Genomic DNA, 19,298 nt, shown 5'->3' with positions numbered 1-19,298 from the left:
AGTATTTGCAAGATGTCACCACCTCAAGGTTTCGTTACGGCAGTCTATGTGCTCCTTGGGGTTTAGGTAAATCAACACTGTTGAACTTCATCATTCACTATTGTTATTGAATCACTCCGTGTGTTTTGCTCGGCAATGTATAACATAATCCAGAAGAATCCTGAAGCGTTTATTGGATATTTTGATACTGGGAGTACTCACACCTCTACAAGCGAAGCAATAAAATCTCTTTATAACTCATGCCTTGCTACAGTTCAAGAAGAAGACAGAGAGACAGCCAAAAAGTTACTTCTACGCCTTTTTCCTAAGTTCCAATCTGTGTGGAGAAATAATACTATTTTTACTGTTGTAAAATCTGAGTCACTATGGCGTAAGAGACTTCGTATATGTAGCCCAGAGATCTTTCCAAGATATTTTCAGTTAGCAATACCAGGAGGTGATTTCTCAAACTTTGAGCTAAAAGAGATTCTTGCTTTAGTAGATGATGTAAAAAAATTTAAAGAAAAGCTTGTGGAACTTAGCAAGCAAAAACACCCAGATGGAATTACTAGAGCTAGACTATTTCTTGAGCGGCTTGAAGATTACACTACAGAAGAAATTCCTCTGGAAAGAATTCCTTTAATTGTACAAGCTTTATTTAATATAGGCGACCAGCTTCTACTTCCTGAAGATGACAAGTGCAGAATGTTTGATTTTGGGAATGAAACTAGAATTGGTCGTGTTATTTACCAGATGTTACGTAGGCTGGATGAACAAGAACGCTTTAGTATTTTGAAAAAGGCAATCGAGAACGGCAATGCTCTTTCAATAATTGAGTACGAAGTTATAACATATGGTCAAGCACATGGAAAGTATGGGGTAGACAAGCCATATCCAGAAGATAAATGGATTGTCAGCGAACAGCATCTTCAAGAACTAGAAAAAATTACTTTAGAAAAAGTAAGTTTTGCTGCACAGCACGATCTCCTACTGCAAACACCAAAGCTTGCAAGTATTTTATATCGTTGGCAAGATTGGGCTGGAGAGAAAGAAGTCAAGCAGTGGGTTGAAAAAGTCGTTAGCAAAGATGAAAGCCTAATTGTCTTTCTAGAGAAGTTCCTCCAAATAACATTTAGTATTGCTTCATCAGATGTAGTTTCAAGGAAATCTTATAGACTTAACCTGAAACAGCTTGAGCATTTCCTTGATTTATCTAAGATTATTGAGCGTGTTAGAAAACTCTCGAAAGATAATTGGTTAACAGCTAATCAAAAAAACTGTAATCAACGAGTTTAGGCGCGAATACGAAGTGATCAGCAACCAGGGAAATATATCAGATCAAGTAGATTGGTCTAAGCTAACAGCAGAGCAATTCTTTGCTGGATATGAGCAGTCAGATAGTATCTACGACACGCTTTAACTAATGCAAAGCTATGAGTCGGGAGATATAATCCTGCGATCATTCCCTTTTGCTAATGCTACTGAGTTAAAACATGGGGTAAGACGGTGTTTTAAAAGTAAAATAAGTTACTCGCTCTGCCCCCTAATCTCCCAAATTTGGGGGAGTTTGAATGGAGATTGGTTTGGAAACTCTCAGGACTGTGGAGTAGAGAAATAAACGTATGAAAACCTCTAAGAGAAATAAAGTCACATAGTAATCGCTGCAAGATTTCCTAAATTCTCTTTCCGCCATTTGGCATCAGATTTTCTATTTGTTTTTAATTCCAAGACTCTAATTCCTGTTGCAGGAAGGGGATTTAATTTTTGTTGCAATTGTTCCCAAGATTGAATTAACTCATGCTCTACATTATAGGTAGCACATAATTGAGCAAAATCTATATTTTGTGGGGTGGCAAAAAACTCCTCAAAAGGTGGTTCAAATTTGGAGATAGGTAACATTTCAAAAATACCACCGCCGTTATTATTAATCAGAACAATTGTTAAATGTCCAGTAAACTTATTAGTAATTAAAAAACCGTTTGTATCGTGTAATAAAGCCAAATCGCCAGTTAGTAACACACTGCTGTGATTGCGATGTGCGACTCCTAAGGCAGTTGACAATGTGCCATCAATACCATTTGCACCACGGTTAAAAAATGGGCGGATATTAGAATTACTCGGTTTCCAGAAAAACTCCATATCGCGCACGGGCATACTATTAGCAATAAATAAGGGGGTTTCTGGTGGGAGAATTTGCGACAGTAACCAGGCGGCTTTACCTTCAAATAAATGGTCAATTTCTGCCATTGTGCGATCGCACGCTGACCTTACTTTAGCTTCCACATCACACCATAATTGTAAATATGGAGTTGGTGCTTTCGGTGCAATCGATTGCGCTAGTTGTTCTACTGTGGTGCGTAGATGAATTGTTTTTCCGTGTAAAGGATCGAGATTATGATCGCAGGGGTCAATAATCCAGCGCTGGGGTTGAGTCACGCTTAGCCATTGACGCAGATCTTTACTTGTGGGCAGTTCCCCAATTTGAATTACGATGTTTGGTTGTAGCTGTTGTGCTAACTGAGGATTGCGGACAATCAAGTCGTAGGTAGAAATGAGATAAGGGTTAAGATCTGCAAAGTTTCTGACTGGGGAAAGTGCTTCAGCGAGTACGGGAAATTTGAGTGTTTTAGCAAGTTGGGCGATCGCACCACAATATTCGCGTGGTTGTTGCGGTTGGGCAAGTCCGGCGATGATGATTCCACGATCACATTGTTTCCATTCTTCGGGATGGGTAATGGGTAATTGGTAATGGGTAATTGGTAATTGGATGCTGTTGAAAAAATCTTGTGAATTAAATTGTGATTGGAATACGGCGATGGTGGAGTCGGGGATGGGTGCTAAAGGATCGCGAAAGGGGATGTTGAGATGCACAACTCCAGCAACAGGATAGCGCGATCGCTCCCATGCATAAATCAGCGTTTGGCGGAGGTACGCTAGCATCTCAATTTCTAACGAGGGTAGTGCTAATTCAGCGTACCAGTTGGCGTATGTGCCATACAACTTTACTTGGTCGATTGTTTGTCCTGAATGACAGTCACGTAATTCAGGGGGACGATCTGCGGTTAAGACAATCAAAGGAACTTGGCTTTCTCGCGCTTCGATAATTGCAGGGTAGAAATTTGCAGCGGCGGTTCCAGACGTGCAAACTAACACGACAGGGTGTTTGGTTTGACGAGCAATTCCCAAAGCAAAAAACGCTGCGGAACGTTCGTCTAAAATGGGTATGGCTTCGACTCGATCAGTTTGGGTAAAGGCGATCGCCAGTGGTGTAGACCGCGAACCTGGACAAATCACGGCGGTTTTTAACCCTAGCCGCCCAAAAGTCTCTGCGAGTATAGAACCCCAAACGGTATTAGTGTTGCGAAAATCAAGCATGAGCAAGCAATGAGCGATGAGCCATTAGCTAATGATAAGGAAAATTGTATGGACTGTTTTCATTTAACAGGAATTCGTTGCTACGGTTACACAGGTTATTTGCCCGAAGAACAAGTTTTAGGTCAATGGTTTGAGGTAGACTTAACGCTGTGGTTAGATCTATCCGTAGCAGGTAAGAGCGATGCGATTGAGGATACTCTCGATTACCGTAGCGTAATTAATGACGTGCAGCACTTGGTAAAAACCTCTAAGTATGCGTTGATCGAACGCTTGGTAGATGCGATCGCTACATCTATTCTAAAAGCTGACCGCGTCCAACAAGTCCAAGTCCGCCTCACAAAACTCGCCGCCCCCATTCCCGATTTTGGTGGCAAAATTACCGTTGAAATCACACGCAGCCGCTAAAATTTCTCGAAAATACTTGGAAAAGACCATCTGCACTGCTAACTTAAGTAAGGCATATTAGAGATTTCACGAATGAACCGTCGAGAATTTATCAGTTTGGTAGGAGCAAGTGCAAGTGTTAGCATTGCGGCTTGTAATTCGCAATCAGCAGATGTTGCTTCTGATGTTCGCTCTGACGGGTTTGAAGTAGTAGGATCCCTCAGCGAATTGGATAAAACCGGGCAACTTCTCAATGAAGATTTAGCAGATGGCAAAGCATTAGTAATCCGCGATCCGGCTAATCCAAATCAAGCGATCGCGGTTAATCCTACTTGTCCTCATGCTGGGTGTAACGTTGCTTGGCAACAAGCCGAAAAAGCCTTTGTTTGTCCTTGTCATAATTCTAAGTTTGCCAGTGATGGCAGCGTGCAAAATGGTCCGGCGAAGGAACCTCTCGCGACTTATTCCGCTAAGTTTGAGGGTGATTTGGTGTTAGTGAAAAGTCGTTGAGTGCAGTAACGTTGATATTACGAATTATGACTTTAAGTTTTCTAACCAAGATAACAGTTCCAAAAACACTCCATTTGTCCAGCCAAAACCAATTTCGTTGGAACTATAGCCAAAGAGAATTTCGTCAGAAACGTTGGCAGAACATTTAACAACATCGTATTTCTCGACAATTGCACCGTATTTTTCAAATTCTTGCACAACCAACGTGATAAATCTTTTGGCAATGTCTTCGGCTTGCGGGAGATAATGATAACGGCTTAAACCTTGTACAGCAATGAGATGTAAAGGTGCCCAACCAAACGGTGCATCCCATTGATTTCCTGTGACAATAGTACTTGTGAGTAAGCCGCCTGGCGCTAAAAATTTTGCTAAGTTTTTTACGACTTTTTCAGTTTGTTTTTGCGAAGCTATACCAGCCCATAAAGGATAGAATGTTGTGACAAATTCGTACTGACTGCGTTGATGCGTGACAAAGTTGTAATCAAAATAAAGTCCTACTTGTTCGTCCCACATTAACTGATTGATTGTTTGGCTGCGTTTTGTCGCGCGATCGCACCAAAGTCTTGAATCTTTACCTAAAATTTGATAAATTTGTGCTATGTCTTGCTCCATTTGATAGAGTAAAACATTCAAACACACAGGTAAATATTGTGTAATTTCAAGATTAAATAACCCGAAGCGATGCGAACAATCAAAGCCTGATTCGCGCATTGAGCGATCGCCTTGATAAAATAATTCGGTGAAGCCACTTGTTGAATCGTAATACGCATCTAATCCGTTGATTCCGTATGTGGTATAATACGTTAGAACTCGGTCATAATGAGTTCTTCCCGCGTCATCTTTTTCATCACTAATAACTTCGGGTGCAGGTCCTTCGCCAGAGTCAAAAAAGCGTGAAAGTCCTGTTTCTGGATGTAAATGTGGCTCTGTAGTCCAAAAAGTGTAATATTTTTCAATTGCTGGAATTATCGATTGCAACCATTGTTTGTTTTGTGTATGGGCAAACAACGCTAGTACCATTAATGTTAATACTGGAGGTTGCGATCGCGTTAAAAAATAGGTACGATTAGCGTTTAAAATTGTACCATAATGCTCAATTTCGTAGATAAGTTGGTTGACTAAGCTTTGGGCAAGTTCTAATTCTTGATCTTGTAGTAAGCCTAATAAAATAAAATAACTATCCCAGCCAAACATTTCATTAAACCGCCCTCCAGGAACAACGTAAGAACCTGGAAGGTAAAGTAATCCGTGTTCTTGAATTGTTGAAATATTTGCGGGTAAAGTTCTAATTTCTAACTTATTAAATTCTGCTTGGCTCAGTATTTGTTGTAACGATTGTTCAACTTTTAAACGGTTTTCTTTAGCAGAGACGTAAACTAACCAAGGAGAATTTTCACGACGCTCAAGCTTTGGGTCATAAGCTGCTGCTAAAATATCCGCAGGCGATCGCGACAAAGTTTTCCAACTTTGTTTAATATAGGCTCTGACATCTGCAATTTGTTGAGCTGAGGGAAATTGTATTGATAAATGTTGCTGCATCACAATAAAAGTAGCTAGAGAAACAAGTCGTTTGGATATTATTACTCTAGCCACTAACCAAAGCGCCACTAACTCATCGTTTGTACTCTTTGTCTTCCTACTAATGAATCTCCTGACTCAACATCGAACCAGTGGATATTTTGTGGTGGTAAAGCAAGCTTAATTTCTTCATTACTCCAAACTTGGTCTGTAGGTAACAAGGCACGTACTGTCTGCGGTTCTGACTCTGAATGCGCACCATTAACACGGACACTGACTAAGTTGTGCATCCCCAAGTGTTCAACCAAAAAGACTCTACCTTGGATGATGTATTCATCTTCTGGTCGGGCAACACGGACGTTTTCGGGGCGAATTCCTAAAACAATTTGTGGGGGAACTGTAGGGATATCTAGTAGTGGAATTTGAAAGTTTCCGAGTAGTGCGTAACGCCCGCGACAAGGTAAGGTAAGGAGATTCATTTGCGGACTACCAACAAATCCGGCAACAAATAAGTTAGCAGGATGACTGTAAATGCGATCTGGTGGTGCGAGTTGTTGAACATAGCCATTGTTCAACACCGCAACTTTAGAAGACAGTGTCATTGCTTCGGTTTGGTCGTGGGTAACATAAACCACTGGGGCTTTTTGAGTTGCAAAAATTTGTTTGAGATCTGCACGGACGCGTTCTCTCAATAATGCATCGAGGTTACTTAAAGGTTCGTCGAGTAAGAATACTTGGGCTTGACGCACCAAAGCGCGACCAACCGCAACCCGCTGGCGTTGTCCTCCAGACATTTGACCAGGTTTGCGGTTGAGTAACTCTTCTAAGCCAAGAAGTTGGGCGACTTCAGCAACACGCTGCTTAATTTCTGCGCGCGGTACATTTTTAAGCTTGAGTCCCGACGCCAGGTTTTCGGCGACAGTCATGTGAGGGTACAGCGCATAGCTTTGGAATACCATTGCCATATTGCGATCGCCTGGTCGTCTAAACGTGATCTCTTCACCTCCGAGGACAACTTGACCGCGTGTTGGTTCTTCTAACCCCGCAATCATCCGTAGCACTGTAGATTTACCACAACCGGAAGGACCGAGTAAGGTTAAAAATTCTCCATCTTCGACCGTTAAACTGATGTCTTTAACGGGAACGACTTTCGGAGAAAAGGTTTTATTTAAATTTTTGAGTTCGAGTCTAGCCATTTTATTAGGAAATAGAGATTAGTGATTAGTGATTAGCAACTAGCTGCCAATTACTAACCTTTAACAGCCCCAGCGGTAAGACCTTGAACGATCTTGCGTTGGAAGAAGAGAACAAGTAACACGAGCGGTAACGTCCCGAGAACTGTCGCCGCGGCGATTGGTCCATAGGGAATTTCAAACACCGATGCACCCCCCAACTGGGCTGCTGCAACTGGAATTGTTTTGAGTTCTTCGCGCGTCATGAAGGTCAATGCGAAGATGAATTCGTTCCAAGCAAAAATAAAGGTGAGAATTCCTGTTGTTACCAAAGCTGGAAGCGTCATCGGTAGTAAGATTTGCCACAGCATTTGAAATGTGTTGTAACCGTCCACTCTAGCGGAATCTTCCAAGTCTTTTGGTAATTGCTCAAAAAAGCTGCGCAGTACCAAAATTGTTAATGGCAAATTGATGGCAGTGTAGGGCACAATCAGTGCTAGGTAGTTGTTACCCCATCCTAATTGTTGAATAATTTCTAAAAGTCCAATGAATAACAAAATTCCTGGGAATAAGGTAACAATGAGAATTCCTGCCAAAATCACCTTACCACCCCAAGGACGCAATCGCGCCAGCGCGTAAGAAGCCGGTGCGCCCAGTGCTAAAGCTAGTGCAGTAGACACAATCGACACAAACGCACTATTGAGGATATAGCGCCAAAAGGGGCGGCGGACAAATAACTCGATATAGTGGTCTAACGTATAGCGCGTTGGGAAATACACCGTGGGAACAGCCGCAATATCTTCATTGACTTTGAATGAAGTTAAAACTTGCCACATCACTGGCGCTAAACAAAAAATGACAACGAAGATGACGGCGATGGTTGTTAAAATCTTCCGCCAAGGAATCTTTTTGGCGCCGCCGGTTTGTCTAGGAGTAATGGGAACGACTTCAGGAGTTGCAGTCATGATTTTGGATTATGAGTTAAGTTGTACCTGTTCGGGCGCGAGTTTTGTTGAGGAGGAGACTGGCGATCGCTACAGCCAACACCAGCAATAAAAATGTCACGACGACTAGTGCTGAGCCATAGCCAAAGTCGAGGTAACGCATGACAGTCGAATAGATGTATAGTGATACCACTTCGGTTGCACCCCCAGGCCCCCCGCCCGTCATCACCTGAATCAGGTCGAAAACACCAAACGCCTGCGCAAAGCGAAACAGCATCGCAATTAAAATTTGTGGTAGCAGTAAGGGTAAGGTAATCTGGCGGAAATTCTGCCAAGGTGTCGCGCCATCAATCGAGTGCGCTTCATATAAATCAGGTGAAATCGATTGCAAGCCTGCAAGTAGCAAAATACTGATGAATGGCGTCGTTTTCCAAACGTCAGCAAAAATGACCGCAAACATCGCTAGCGTCGGATCTCCTAGCCAGTTAATTCCGGTATTGATAATTCCTAACCGCAGTAAAATATCGTTGACTATCCCAAATTGGTCGTTAAAAATCCACGCCCAAGCTAAACCAATCAAAGCGGTTGGCAAAGCCCAGGGAATAATCGCGGATGTTCGTACTAAACCGCGTCCAAAAAACTTTTGGTTGAGAATCAGCGCGATCGCTAATCCTAAAAGTAACTCCAAGAGCACTGAAGAAACCGTAAAGATAATCGTTACCCAAAAGCTTTGCCAAAAACGACCATCCCCCGCCATTCGCGAATAGTTGTCGAACCCAGAGAAAACAGGTTGCAGTCGTGTTCCCAAGTTTTGTGTAAATAAACTCAGCCAAAAAGCACGAATAATAGGATATCCAAAAACAAACAATAGCATCAGCAAGGCTGGTATTGTCAAAATCCATGCTGTGCGTTGTTCGCGTCCCCGAATTGTCTTTGTATTAAACATCGAAGTTTGCAAAAAAGATTCTAGACTTTAAACTTATCTTTACAGCTAGCCCCGCGCCCCTAACCCCTACTGAGTAAGCGGCGAGTTTCATTTGCAGCAGCTTGCATTGCTCGCTCTGGTGTCATCCGATTCGTTAATGCACCACTGAGGTAACGTTGTAGAATATCAGACGCTTGTGCATACTGTGCGATCGGTGGACGTAGCACAGCTTGTTGGACAACTTCGAGTAATTGCGGATAGTGAGGGTATTCAGCAACAATATCGGGATCGGTGAATAGCGATCGCCGACTTGGAACAAAGCCTGCATTCAAAACGAAGTTCTTCTGTGCTTCTTCAGAAGTGAAAAATTGAATCGCCCTCCATGCTTCTTCTGGATGCCTTGTCGTCGCTGAAATTCCTAAACCCCAACCCCCAAGACACGCACCGCCAGTTCTTCCTGCACTACCAACCATTGGCTTAATCGCAATTCTGCCTTGAATTTGCGAACCTTCTTCTTGGGCTAAAGGCCAAACATAAGGCCAATTACGTAAAAACGCAGCTTGACCACTTTGGAAAAAGCGCCGTGTTTCTTCTTCTTGATATGTTGTTACTCCAGGCGGTGAAATTCCTTGCGCTACGGTGTCTTTCAAGAAATTGATCGCTTGCACTGTTTCCGGTCTATCTAATCCTACTTCTAAGTTTTCTGGATTAACCCAAAATCCGCCAAATCCTTCGAGAATCTCAATGAACATAGCGACAAGTCCTTCATATTGCCGCCCTTGCCAAACATAGCCCCAGTTAACTAAGTCTTTTTGTTGCAATGTTTGTGAAGCTTGAATTAATTCTGCAAAGGTTTCTGGTGGTTCCAATCCGGCTTGTTCGAGTAAATCGGTGCGGTAATATAACATCCCTACATCAGAACGCATCGGAATGCGATATAACCTACCTTCGTAGCGACTACCTTCAACGTCTGCATCTGAAAATGCTTCTAATTCCTCAGGAGACATCCGATCAGTAAGATCCATTAACCATCCCGCCGCTGCAAATTTAGGTGTCCAAATGACATCCATGTTAATCAGGTCATAGGGAGAATCACCTAAAATAAACGCCGAAGTATACAGATCTTCTAATAAGTTAGTCGCGTTGGGACCTTCAATAATATTGATCCGAATATCAGGATTCTTCGCCTCAAAGTCTCTCACAATTCCCTGTTGCCAAGGTTGCGCATCAGGAGCGGTCATTAGTAGATTGAGTGTTACTGGTTGCTGTGATAGTGCTATCCAGCTATAAAGTACGATGCCTAGGAAAAAAGTACTAAAAACCCCTACGCGCAAAAAACCTTGTTTTCTTAAAAATCTTTGCAGCTTGTTTAATAGTTTGCGGTACAACATTTTTCAATCAACATTCACGATCAACTCATGAGTAGAGAGATAAATTTAACTATCTGATTGAGCAAATTTCGGTGTTTGTTAGCAAATCTACTAGTTTTAAAAAAATAGTAAAAAAAGTTCAGCTAACTTAACAAAAATTATTTCAGATTGTAAACATCAACAACTTTGAAGTTTAGTTGCAAGTATTACAGTAGCTCTTGATTGCCTGAAGACACATTTTTTCGTGCCCAACAACAGGCGTCTATCGAATAGAATATACCAAATTACTGTAATATGTATAACTTAATATTTATTTGATTTACGCCACATCTTTCTAAAGATATAGCAAGTAGTCAAAAAATAAATTTGTACAAAAATTAAACTAATTTATTATATGAATGATACGATAACCAATGATAAAATGTTTTGCAGTCGCTCACATAAAGCACTGCAACTTTGCTAGAAAGTTACTGATTTTATTTTTTTATCAATAAGTATTGAACTATATTAGGTAAGCTTACTTAATAAAGCTAGCTTGCTATCAAACCATTCTTCGGTAAACTCGCCGTAAGGTAGAACTTCTTCTACGACAGCGCAAGCAATTCCCATCACCCAGATGTGTGCTACTTGTATAAAAATAGGAATCGCGTTAACTTCAGCTTGGCTCAACTGCCGGATTTTTTGATATCCTTGCATAAAAGATTTAGTAATATTGGCATCTAATTGCCAACGGTGGATTGTATGAATAAATTTGGCAATATCAAATGACCGCCAACCGTAGCCGCATTGGTCAAAATCAAATAATGTTGGTTGATTTCCTACAAAATGGGCGTTTTCTGAATGGACATCACCAATACAAATTCCATAAGAGGGCGATGTTTGAGGTAACGCTAAATTGACTAACTGAGCTTTGATTTGCGCACTTAATTTGAGGAAATAATTAATATCACTATTGCGATGCTGGAATAGTAGTGAAATTGCTGCCATTGCCCAATCTAAAAGATACGCGCAATCTAACTCTGGGCGGCTAAAACGACTCGTGAAATTATCTGTTGCTTGATGAATACTTGCAACAACTTCTCCTAATTGTTGACTTTGTTCAGAATTAATATTTTTACCGATCGCCTGACCTGGTGCATAGGAAAAAACAGCAGCATAGCGTTGTCCTTCTGGGGATGCGATCGCTTCTGTAAATTCACCTGTTATTTTAGCAATTGGGTAAGCAACAGGCAAATTGCAATTATGCAGATAATGTAATAGTTCTAGTTCAAAATTAATTGCATCCAAGGTTCGCCATCCGTGGCGGTAAACGCGCAAAATGTATTGATGATTTTGTTCGGCTTCGACTAAATAAGTATCATTAAGACCGCGTTTGTATATCTTACACTTTTGTGTCGCTATAGAATAATGGCATAACACCCTTTCTACTAAAGCCTTTCCTGAAGGCAGCGAATGAATAACAGGAATAAATGGAGAACTCATTATTAGTAGTTAACTATTAGCGATTAGCTATTAGCGTATTTCTTCGCTGTACTATTTAGTAAATAAAAATCACAAACTGTATCAGCAACTGCATTTACCACTACCACGTATATCAAATTATAAGATTAAACCGAAGTTAAGGTCGTCAAATTGGCAATATTAACTTTTATAAAAGATTGCAGTTGAGCTTGAGTTTAAGGGTGTAGATAACGACACGAGGAAATACAGGAAGAAAAATATGCTCAAATGGAGTTCCCTGCTGTTGAGTGCAGCACTGTTGGCGGCTCCGCTATCGGGTTGTAGTCGGTTTTTATATCCCCAATTATCTGCCCAAGAAGATGGTGCGGCATCAGGGGCAGTATTGAATCGGGTGAAAACCCGTGGCAGGTTATCTTGTGGCGTGAGTGGTAATTTGCCAGGATTTAGCTATGTGACTCAACAAGGTAAATATAACGGACTAGATGTTGATATTTGTCGGGCGATCGCTGCAGCAATGTTTGACGATCCGCAAGCGGTAGATTTTCGTAATCTCAATGCCAAAGAGCGATTTACTGCATTACAAGCAGGGGAAATCGATGTCCTCAGCCGCAACACCACCTGGACAATCAGCCGCGATACATCTATAGGTCTAGAGTTTGCACCGACAGTGTTGGTTTTGCGCGCGAAGTAGCTGATCGCATCGCCCTGATGGATAGCGGGGTTATTGTCGAAGAAGCGACACCCCAAGAATTCTTCCAGAACCCGAAAGAAGAACGCACGCGCAAGTTTTTATCTCAAATTTTATAATTCAGCATTGATGCGACTATCCGGCTAAACTATGCGGCTGAACTCAAGCGATTAGCTAACTGACTTAAATAAATATAGGGCGTTTCTTCATAACTGAAGAATGCCCAAATGTAAGAATGATTTGCAATTTTGCCTTACAAAAATGAAGATAGCTTTTTGCAAGGCTGATTGTGGTTAATATACTAGGTTTGTTTTCCCTGGCTCATCGCCTCAGAGGTAAAATTGTGGAGTAATTAAATTAGTTAGTTGCGTTGAATGCTTCAGATTGCCACAAAAATACGTGTTTAGACTTAGCTCATCGTGGCTGAACTGCGGTCATATGTGCTGCGGAAGCTTGGATTTACTTTACCTTGGATGTCTTGAATATAGTCAAGATATTCGGTGCCATCTAGACCCATTTCGGATGCTGCACGGTTAAGCATCGATTGTTGACGATTTCTGATCAGGTGATGATGACGCATCATTAAGGCACGAGCTTGATCTTGAGCAGACATATCGGCTTCCTCTTTAAATAATTTGTTTACGTTTTTGCTTTACATGTTCACTATATCAGACAATTCTGTAGCTAAAAATACAAAATGACTTACTTTAACAAAAGTTTACATTTTCCTCATAATTTGAAGATGCGATCGCAATCGCTCTGCTTTGCATGATTGCCCTCGCTCAAGGTTAGGCTATGGTTGATACACAAGTCCTCAGGCTCAAATTTAAGGGGCACAGAAACTCCCTAAATCCTCCAATAGCGAACTTTTATCTACAAACCCTTAGAAGCGCCTCGGCTTGAGAGAAGAAGTTGAGAGATAAAGGCTGAATCCAGGTTGTAAAAAAGTGTGCCTTAATTTCTTCTAGGAATACCGCAGTGTTAAGTTGTTTATCTTTGGTAAAAAAGTGTGCCTTAATTTCTTCAACTGACAATCAGCGTTTTTCGGTTAATAGCTTTAGTGATAGCTAAGCATTTAACGTAGTAAGTAGACAAACAAATTGGCTGACACAATACTTATAGACGAATTATGTTTGATGCACTTGCTGACCGTTTAGAGTCTGCCTGGAAAAAGCTACGGGGTCAAGACAAGATTACCCAGTCCAACATTCAAGAAGCACTCCGAGAAGTGCGTCGCGCGCTGTTGGAAGCAGACGTTAATTTACAGGTAGTCAAAGACTTTATTGCTGAAGTCGAATCTCATGCGCAAGGCGCTGAGGTCATTGCTGGAGTACGACCCGATCAGCAGTTCATCAAAATTGTTTACGAAGAACTTGTGCAAGTCATGGGGGAAACAAACGTTCCTCTAGCACAAGCGGAACAACCGCCGACAATTGTCCTGATGGCTGGTTTACAGGGAACCGGAAAAACAACAGCAACAGCTAAATTAGCATTGCACCTACGCAAGTTAGATCGCAGTTGCATGATGGTAGCCACCGACGTTTATCGTCCTGCAGCGATCGACCAATTAGTGACACTAGGTAAGCAAATCGAAGTACCTGTGTTTGAAATGGGAAGTGATGCTAACCCTGTAGAAATTGCGCGTCAGGGAGTCGAACGCGCAAAAGCCGAAGGAGTAGACACCGTCATTATTGACACGGCTGGTCGCTTACAAATTGACCAAGACATGATGGCAGAGTTAGCCCAAATCAAAGAAGCGGTGCAACCCCATGAAGTTCTACTTGTTGTAGACGCGATGACAGGTCAAGAAGCGGCAAATTTGACGCGAACGTTTCACGATGAAATTGGGATTACAGGGGCAATTCTGACGAAACTTGATGGCGATAGCCGAGGTGGTGCAGCGTTATCAGTACGCCAAATTTCCGGTCAACCGATTAAGTTTGTCGGTGTTGGGGAAAAAGTCGAAGCACTTCAACCGTTTTACCCTGATCGCATGGCGTCGCGAATTCTCGGAATGGGTGATGTCTTAACGCTAGTCGAAAAAGCGCAGGAGGAAATTGACCTTGCGGATGCTGCCAAGATGCAAGAAAAAATTATGGCAGCAAAATTTGACTTTACCGACTTCCTCAAGCAGATGCGGCTGCTAAAGAATATGGGTTCGCTTGGCGGCATCATGAAGCTGATTCCAGGCATGAATAAGTTATCGGAAGATCAACTCAAGCAAGGCGAAACGCAGCTAAAGCGTGCCGAGGCAATGATTAATTCAATGACCGCGCAAGAACGCCGCGATCCTGATTTACTCGCTAGTTCTCCAAGTCGCAGAAAACGGATTGCAAATGGTTCGGGTTACAAAGAAGCCGATGTGAATAAGTTAGTGGGTGATTTCCAGAAAATGCGATCGCTCATGCAACAAATGACGCAAGGCGGCTTCCCTGGAATGCCTGGAATGTTCGGTGACGGTATGGGCAATCCTCTTGCCGCTGCTGGTAATCGTCCTTCCGCACCAGGTTGGCGCGGCTATAGCGGCGGTGGTACAGCCAAGAAGAAGAAAAAGGAAAAGAAGAAAAAAGGGTTTGGTACGCTATAGGGATCAAAGATCGGGAGTCGGAGGTTCAGAGGAAAAATTTGACAACTAAACTCTAGCCCCTCGCTCCTCGCTCCTAATGCATCTTGATGCGGATGGCGAGACTCGAACTCGCAAGGCGTAAGCCACACGCCCCTCAAACGTGCGTGTCTACCAGTTCCACCACATCCGCTTTCGACTAACTATAGATAGTAGCAGATTACGCGCAATTTCGTTGCAGATTTACTGTATGCTGAAGCTACGCGATCGCACTGCCGCTGTAGAGAAGTTCTAGGAGTTAGCGAGAGCAATTATTCTAACTGTTGGTATTGCTGACAAATGCACTTTTCTAAAATACTCATTGCCAATCGGGGAGAAATTGCCCTGCGGATTATTCGTGCCTGTGAAGAAATGGGAATTGCCACTGTTGCAGTTCATTCGACTGTTGACCGCGATTCTCTCCACGTCCAGCTTGCGGATGAAGCGGTATGCATCGGCGAGGCTCCAAGTAGCAAAAGTTATCTAAATATTCCGCGAATTATCGCCGCAGCTTTAACGCGCAACGCCACGGCGATTCACCCAGGGTATGGATTTTTAGCTGAAAATGCCCGATTTGCCGAAATTTGCAGCGATCATCAAATTACATTCATTGGTCCTTCTCCCGAAGCGATTCGCGCGATGGGCGATAAATCAACGGCGAAAGAAACGATGATTCGCGCGGGCGTGCCGATTGTGCCTGGTAGCGATGGCTTACTCAAAGACGAACTCGAAGCGACTGCGATCGCGCGTCAAATTGGCTATCCGGTCATCGTCAAAGCGACAGCAGGCGGTGGCGGACGTGGAATGCGTCTTGTCCGCGACGATAGTGAAATCACCAAACTTTTTTTAGCCGCCCAAGGAGAAGCTGAAGCTGCCTTCGGTAATCCTGGACTATATCTCGAAAAATTTATCGAACGTCCGCGCCATATCGAATTTCAAATTCTTGCAGATAGCTACGGTAACGTGATTCACCTCGGTGAACGCGATTGTTCGATTCAACGCCGTCACCAAAAATTATTAGAAGAAGCACCTAGCCCCGCACTCACTCCTGAACTCCGCGAAAAAATGGGAGAAGCTGCGGTAAAGGCGGCTAAGTCGATTGATTATGTTGGTGCAGGTACAGTGGAATTTCTCCTTGCTCCCAACGGCGAATTTTATTTTATGGAAATGAATACGCGGATTCAAGTTGAGCATCCCGTCACCGAAATGATTACTGGACTTGACTTAGTAGCTGAACAAATTCGCGTAGCCCAAGGTGAAAAACTTCAGTTGACTCAAGACCAAGTTATACTACGCGGTCATGCGATCGAATGTCGCATTAATGCTGAAGACCCAGATCATGACTTTCGTCCGTCTCCAGGTCGGATTAGCGGCTACTTACCACCTGGTGGTCCTGGTGTCCGCATGGATTCTCACGTTTACACCGATTATCAAATTCCTCCCTACTACGATTCATTGATTGCCAAATTAATCGTGTGGGGTCCAGATCGTGCCAGCGCCATTAAACGCATGAAACGTGCTTTACGCGAATGTGCCTTGACTGGCTTGCCCACAACAATCAACTTCCATCAAAGGATTTTAGAAACACCAGAGTTTTTAAAAGGCGACGTCTATACGAACTTTGTCGAACGCGTTATGTTCTCAAGGGGAAATTAGAGGTCAGTGTTCAAGGTTTGCAGGTCAGAAGAGCTTCAATCGCTATTCACTCACCCCTCTTTTCAGTGCAAACGCGTAGCCATTGTCAGTAGTCCTTGCTGACCTAACAGTAGCTCGCGCAGCAAGCTGACAATTCCAAGCCAAATCACAGGAGTAATATCGACTCCGCCGATTGGCGGTACTAGCTTGCGCAAAGGCGCTAAAAAGGGTTCCGTGGTTACAGCAATGACGTTGAAAGGAAAGCGTTTGAGATCAACTTGTGGATACCACGTCAGAACGATGCGGAAAAGAAATAACAAGATCATTAGTCCCAAAACAGAACCAAGAATCCAATTTGTCAGAGTAACAGCGCTCATATCGATATTAGCGGCGAAACAACTCAAAAATTGACTAGTAAGCTGCAAAAGTACCTAAATACTGAAGAAGCACTCCATCGAGACCGAGATGTAGCAACTGAAGTCACGACACTACGGCTACAACCTTTGTTTTTTAATTTTTGTAAATATTTTAGTATTTTAACTAAAAAAGGGTCGTTAGCAGTCTGTGGAGAAATTGTAGCGCGTAAAACTATTTCCACTGTGGCTCATTATTGCTTGTAAAGATGGAGTATTAATCTAAAACAGTACACGATGAGCTTCTCAATGGTGTGACAGAAGATTAAAATTAAGATCGAAGTGTGCAAAAAGGTTGCAAATCTATGACACCCTCTTTAATGAATTTCTTTTATAGTTTGCTTGCAGGACTTTTAATTGTTGTTGTTCCAGCAACAGTTGGTTTGATTTTTATTAGTCAAAAGGATAAAATCCAGCGCTCATAATAGATTTAGGGAGTCTCAACGACTCCCTATCAATTTTACTAACGCGTGCTGTAGTTGTGTCATAGATGTGTAGCGAGTAAATGAGTTGCATACAAGCGTATATTTAAATAATATCGATTGGCGTACGCAACAAAGACAATGCCCAGATCCCTATGGTGATTTTCGGCTGCACTCGTTAGGATAAGACATACTTGAGAGAACAGAAATGGTTAACTTTGGACTAAATTCAGCGAGTATCCTGGGCATCTTCTTAGCTGTAGCTGGTGCAGGGCTATATTTCCTGCGCTCAGTGCGTCCAGAGCTATCGCGAGATCATGACATCTTTTTTGCGGCTGTCGGGTTACTGTGCGGTTTTATTCTTCTATTTCAAGGCTGGCGATTAGACCCGATTTTGCAATTTGGTCAATTACTACTCACGGGTTCAGCAATCTTCTTTGCGGTTGAAAGCGTCCGACTGCGTGGTGTTGCTACTGAACAAGCCAAACGCAACACGCGAATTGTAGACGAAGAAAGACCAGTTAGTCCCGTTTATGAGTATCAAGCCGAGTTAGATGAACTTGAGCCACTTTACGAAGAACGCCCGACAATTAACCCTAGAAGAAGAATTCAGGGAACAAAAGAAACGCGCCCAGCACGAACCACCGACTATGAAGACGAAGGCCGTCGTAATTCGACCGATGACTACGATGATGAACCTCGGCGTCGGTACTCGAATCGCGGTAGCAGTTCTGAACGCTTAGCACCAGCAGATAAAGCAACTAAGCGCCGTCGTCCTTCTCGTCCGACAAGCCGTCCAACCACTGAGCGCCCAGAAGTTGATGAATGGGGATATCCTAAATCAGATAGTAGTTGGGATGATGTCGGTAGCAGCAGCGCGAGTAGACCATCGCGTTCTACAAGAAGTAGTGATTCTTCGTGGGAAGACAAAGATAGCTCTAGTACGACATCTCGACCAACGCGAAAGCGGCGTCCTGCACAAGGTACGTCTCGAAGAAGAGAGGATGTTGAGGCAACGCCAACAGATTATGTAGATTACAAGCCTGTTGATTCATCTGATAGTGATTTTGATAATTCAGTCAGGTTTGACGAACCTTAGTTCAATACTTTACTTATAGGTCAAACTAAAGCCATATATCTATACTTATGCGATTAGCCCTAATTGTCAGTTGCTAATTAGCTAATACTTTGAGTGAGTGTGGTCAAGTTATGCCCTAAAGATACTAAAATGCTGAATGTCAGCTTGGGCAGGGGCATAAAAGTAGACTTGAGGTGAGAAAATTTTTAGCAAAATGGTGGCTTCAGCACTGGATTTATCTTTGTCTAGGTTTGGGGTTATTGATTTTTGCGATCGCGTGTACTCCTATTGATCGCCTCAGCACTCCCGCTAGTCTAAACAGCCGATATACTGATGAACAACCGGCATTGAGTGGTGATGGTCGCTACGTAGCTTTTATCTCTAACCGTGACGGTAGTCGTCGTCTCCTCTTGTATGACCTGCAAGCGCAGGTTTTGCTACCTTTACCGCGCTTACAAGACCGCCCTGAAGCCGTTGCAGAAAGCCCTAGCATTAGTTATACAGGACGCTACATTGTCTGTATTATTAACGACCAAGGAAGACCAAGTTTAGTACTCTACGATCGCGTGACGCGACAGCGACAGATTTTAAGCCGATGGTATCAAGGATGGGTTCGCAATCCGAGCATTAGTCCTGATGGTCGCTACATCGTCGTTGAGAGTAGTATTAATGGTCAGTGGGATATTGAAGTCCTCGATCGAGGTTCTCGAATTGAACTAGATATTCCTGACGGTGTTCCTATTGAAGGTCGTAAATCGTAGATGCCTTCCGACTTTAGTCGGGGCTACCCGAACAAACAGTTGACAGCTGACAAAGTCTTCC

At 42.8% G+C, this 19,298-nt stretch carries 18 protein-coding genes, 1 tRNA gene and 1 pseudogene; 10 read left to right on the top strand and 10 right to left on the bottom strand.

Going from position 1 to position 19,298, the window contains the following annotated elements; genetic code table 11:
* Window positions 1-135: 135 nt before the first annotated feature.
* Entirely contained in the window at window positions 136-1,275 is a 1,140-nt protein-coding gene (locus tag NIES1031_RS06770) for a hypothetical protein (RefSeq protein ID WP_073548721.1), read from the top strand.
* 351 nt (window positions 1,276-1,626) lie between these two features.
* On the opposite strand, the gene menD is transcribed toward NIES1031_RS06770, so the two are convergent.
* Window positions 1,627-3,354: a 2-succinyl-5-enolpyruvyl-6-hydroxy-3-cyclohexene-1-carboxylic-acid synthase gene (gene menD / locus NIES1031_RS06765; RefSeq protein ID WP_073548720.1), complete on the bottom strand. Its 1,728-nt coding sequence runs from the start codon at window positions 3,352-3,354 to the stop codon at window positions 1,627-1,629.
* Between the two features lie 48 nt (window positions 3,355-3,402).
* Here menD and folB point away from each other — a divergent pair, with 48 nt between their 5' ends.
* Window positions 3,403-3,759, top strand: a complete 357-nt coding sequence (gene folB, locus NIES1031_RS06760; RefSeq protein WP_073548936.1) for a dihydroneopterin aldolase — start codon at window positions 3,403-3,405, stop codon at window positions 3,757-3,759.
* A gap of 72 nt (window positions 3,760-3,831) precedes the next feature.
* Window positions 3,832-4,248: a QcrA and Rieske domain-containing protein gene (locus NIES1031_RS06755; protein WP_073548719.1), complete on the top strand. Its 417-nt coding sequence runs from the start codon at window positions 3,832-3,834 to the stop codon at window positions 4,246-4,248.
* 24 nt (window positions 4,249-4,272) lie between these two features.
* Here the strand turns inward: NIES1031_RS06755 and NIES1031_RS06750 are convergent, their stop codons facing one another.
* The 6 genes from NIES1031_RS06750 to NIES1031_RS06725 all read right to left on the bottom strand — a co-directional run bounded on the left by NIES1031_RS06750 (window position 4,273) and on the right by NIES1031_RS06725 (window position 11,659).
* Window positions 4,273-5,787 carry a trehalase family glycosidase gene (locus NIES1031_RS06750; RefSeq protein ID WP_073548718.1) on the bottom strand — a complete coding sequence of 505 codons (1,515 nt, stop codon included), beginning with the start codon at window positions 5,785-5,787 and terminating at the stop codon, window positions 4,273-4,275.
* Window positions 5,788-5,855: 68 nt separating this feature from the next.
* Window positions 5,856-6,962, bottom strand: a complete 1,107-nt coding sequence (locus NIES1031_RS06745) for an ABC transporter ATP-binding protein (protein WP_073548717.1) — start codon at window positions 6,960-6,962, stop codon at window positions 5,856-5,858.
* A 53-nt stretch (window positions 6,963-7,015) separates the two neighbouring features.
* Window positions 7,016-7,903, bottom strand: coding sequence for a carbohydrate ABC transporter permease (locus NIES1031_RS06740; RefSeq protein WP_073548716.1), 888 nt, complete (start codon window positions 7,901-7,903; stop codon window positions 7,016-7,018).
* A gap of 16 nt (window positions 7,904-7,919) precedes the next feature.
* Window positions 7,920-8,828, bottom strand: a complete 909-nt coding sequence (locus NIES1031_RS06735) for a carbohydrate ABC transporter permease (RefSeq protein WP_073548715.1) — start codon at window positions 8,826-8,828, stop codon at window positions 7,920-7,922.
* A gap of 59 nt (window positions 8,829-8,887) precedes the next feature.
* A complete protein-coding gene (locus NIES1031_RS06730) occupies window positions 8,888-10,048 on the bottom strand; it encodes an ABC transporter substrate-binding protein (protein WP_236738741.1) in 1,161 nt (386 codons plus the stop codon).
* A gap of 636 nt (window positions 10,049-10,684) precedes the next feature.
* Window positions 10,685-11,659, bottom strand: a complete 975-nt coding sequence (locus tag NIES1031_RS06725; RefSeq protein WP_073548714.1) for a phosphotransferase — start codon at window positions 11,657-11,659, stop codon at window positions 10,685-10,687.
* A gap of 238 nt (window positions 11,660-11,897) precedes the next feature.
* Between NIES1031_RS06725 and NIES1031_RS06720 the strand changes: the two genes are divergently transcribed.
* The gene (locus tag NIES1031_RS06720) at window positions 11,898-12,329 is read left to right on the top strand and encodes a transporter substrate-binding domain-containing protein (protein WP_407919485.1); all 432 of its coding nucleotides are present in this window, start codon (window positions 11,898-11,900) and stop codon (window positions 12,327-12,329) included.
* A pseudogene (locus NIES1031_RS06715) lies at window positions 12,293-12,445 on the top strand (amino acid ABC transporter ATP-binding protein); the annotation flags it as partial. The gene NIES1031_RS06720 and the pseudogene NIES1031_RS06715, both read left to right, overlap by 37 nt.
* Window positions 12,446-12,735: 290 nt before the next feature.
* Here NIES1031_RS06715 and gifA read toward each other — a convergent pair.
* Window positions 12,736-12,939 carry a glutamine synthetase inactivation factor IF7A gene (gene gifA / locus NIES1031_RS06710; protein ID WP_015188280.1) on the bottom strand — a complete coding sequence of 68 codons (204 nt, stop codon included), beginning with the start codon at window positions 12,937-12,939 and terminating at the stop codon, window positions 12,736-12,738.
* A 516-nt stretch (window positions 12,940-13,455) separates the two neighbouring features.
* Here gifA and ffh point away from each other — a divergent pair.
* Entirely contained in the window at window positions 13,456-14,913 is a 1,458-nt protein-coding gene (gene ffh, locus NIES1031_RS06705; RefSeq protein WP_073548713.1) for a signal recognition particle protein, read from the top strand.
* Window positions 14,914-15,000: 87 nt separating this feature from the next.
* On the opposite strand, the gene NIES1031_RS06700 is transcribed toward ffh, so the two are convergent.
* Window positions 15,001-15,082: transfer RNA gene (locus tag NIES1031_RS06700), tRNA-Leu, on the bottom strand.
* Window positions 15,083-15,228: 146 nt separating this feature from the next.
* Between NIES1031_RS06700 and accC the strand changes: the two genes are divergently transcribed.
* Window positions 15,229-16,584, top strand: coding sequence for an acetyl-CoA carboxylase biotin carboxylase subunit (gene accC / locus NIES1031_RS06695; protein WP_073548712.1), 1,356 nt, complete (start codon window positions 15,229-15,231; stop codon window positions 16,582-16,584).
* A 62-nt stretch (window positions 16,585-16,646) separates the two neighbouring features.
* Here the strand turns inward: accC and NIES1031_RS06690 are convergent, their stop codons facing one another.
* The gene (locus tag NIES1031_RS06690; protein ID WP_073548711.1) at window positions 16,647-16,940 is read right to left on the bottom strand and encodes a YggT family protein; all 294 of its coding nucleotides are present in this window, start codon (window positions 16,938-16,940) and stop codon (window positions 16,647-16,649) included.
* A 341-nt stretch (window positions 16,941-17,281) separates the two neighbouring features.
* On the opposite strand from NIES1031_RS06690, the gene psbX reads away from it, so the two are divergent.
* From psbX to NIES1031_RS06675, 3 genes are all read left to right on the top strand, one after another.
* The gene (psbX, locus tag NIES1031_RS06685; protein WP_015188284.1) at window positions 17,282-17,401 is read left to right on the top strand and encodes a photosystem II reaction center protein PsbX; all 120 of its coding nucleotides are present in this window, start codon (window positions 17,282-17,284) and stop codon (window positions 17,399-17,401) included.
* A 205-nt stretch (window positions 17,402-17,606) separates the two neighbouring features.
* Window positions 17,607-18,497 (top strand): Ycf66 family protein, encoded by an 891-nt coding sequence (locus tag NIES1031_RS06680; RefSeq protein ID WP_073548710.1) that lies wholly within the window; start codon window positions 17,607-17,609, stop codon window positions 18,495-18,497.
* Window positions 18,498-18,670: 173 nt separating this feature from the next.
* On the top strand, window positions 18,671-19,237 hold the full coding sequence (locus NIES1031_RS06675) for a TolB family protein (protein WP_073548709.1): 567 nt from the start codon (window positions 18,671-18,673) through the stop codon (window positions 19,235-19,237).
* Window positions 19,238-19,298: the final 61 nt, after the last annotated feature.

It is taken from the genome of Chroogloeocystis siderophila 5.2 s.c.1, from assembly GCF_001904655.1.
Classification (GTDB): Bacteria; Cyanobacteriota; Cyanobacteriia; order Cyanobacteriales; family Chroococcidiopsidaceae; genus Chroogloeocystis; species Chroogloeocystis siderophila.
The sequence above is the reverse complement of the archived record's forward strand: the minus strand, read 5'-3'. Positions and strand labels throughout refer to the sequence as shown.

What these genes read in the sequence shown, in the direction of transcription:
- NIES1031_RS06770 (WP_073548721.1), top strand. Translation starts at nt 136, where the DNA reads ATGTATAACATAATCCAGAAGAATCCTGAAGCGTTTATTGGATATTTT.
- menD (WP_073548720.1), bottom strand. Translation starts at nt 3,354, where the DNA reads ATGCTTGATTTTCGCAACACTAATACCGTTTGGGGTTCTATACTCGCA.
- folB (WP_073548936.1), top strand. Translation starts at nt 3,403, where the DNA reads ATGGACTGTTTTCATTTAACAGGAATTCGTTGCTACGGTTACACAGGT.
- NIES1031_RS06755 (WP_073548719.1), top strand. Translation starts at nt 3,832, where the DNA reads ATGAACCGTCGAGAATTTATCAGTTTGGTAGGAGCAAGTGCAAGTGTT.
- NIES1031_RS06750 (WP_073548718.1), bottom strand. Translation starts at nt 5,787, where the DNA reads ATGCAGCAACATTTATCAATACAATTTCCCTCAGCTCAACAAATTGCA.
- NIES1031_RS06745 (WP_073548717.1), bottom strand. Translation starts at nt 6,962, where the DNA reads ATGGCTAGACTCGAACTCAAAAATTTAAATAAAACCTTTTCTCCGAAA.
- NIES1031_RS06740 (WP_073548716.1), bottom strand. Translation starts at nt 7,903, where the DNA reads ATGACTGCAACTCCTGAAGTCGTTCCCATTACTCCTAGACAAACCGGC.
- NIES1031_RS06735 (WP_073548715.1), bottom strand. Translation starts at nt 8,828, where the DNA reads ATGTTTAATACAAAGACAATTCGGGGACGCGAACAACGCACAGCATGG.
- NIES1031_RS06730 (WP_236738741.1), bottom strand. Translation starts at nt 10,048, where the DNA reads ATGACCGCTCCTGATGCGCAACCTTGGCAACAGGGAATTGTGAGAGAC.
- NIES1031_RS06725 (WP_073548714.1), bottom strand. Translation starts at nt 11,659, where the DNA reads ATGAGTTCTCCATTTATTCCTGTTATTCATTCGCTGCCTTCAGGAAAG.
- NIES1031_RS06720 (WP_407919485.1), top strand. Translation starts at nt 11,898, where the DNA reads ATGCTCAAATGGAGTTCCCTGCTGTTGAGTGCAGCACTGTTGGCGGCT.
- gifA (WP_015188280.1), bottom strand. Translation starts at nt 12,939, where the DNA reads ATGTCTGCTCAAGATCAAGCTCGTGCCTTAATGATGCGTCATCATCAC.
- ffh (WP_073548713.1), top strand. Translation starts at nt 13,456, where the DNA reads ATGTTTGATGCACTTGCTGACCGTTTAGAGTCTGCCTGGAAAAAGCTA.
- accC (WP_073548712.1), top strand. Translation starts at nt 15,229, where the DNA reads ATGCACTTTTCTAAAATACTCATTGCCAATCGGGGAGAAATTGCCCTG.
- NIES1031_RS06690 (WP_073548711.1), bottom strand. Translation starts at nt 16,940, where the DNA reads ATGAGCGCTGTTACTCTGACAAATTGGATTCTTGGTTCTGTTTTGGGA.
- psbX (WP_015188284.1), top strand. Translation starts at nt 17,282, where the DNA reads ATGACACCCTCTTTAATGAATTTCTTTTATAGTTTGCTTGCAGGACTT.
- NIES1031_RS06680 (WP_073548710.1), top strand. Translation starts at nt 17,607, where the DNA reads ATGGTTAACTTTGGACTAAATTCAGCGAGTATCCTGGGCATCTTCTTA.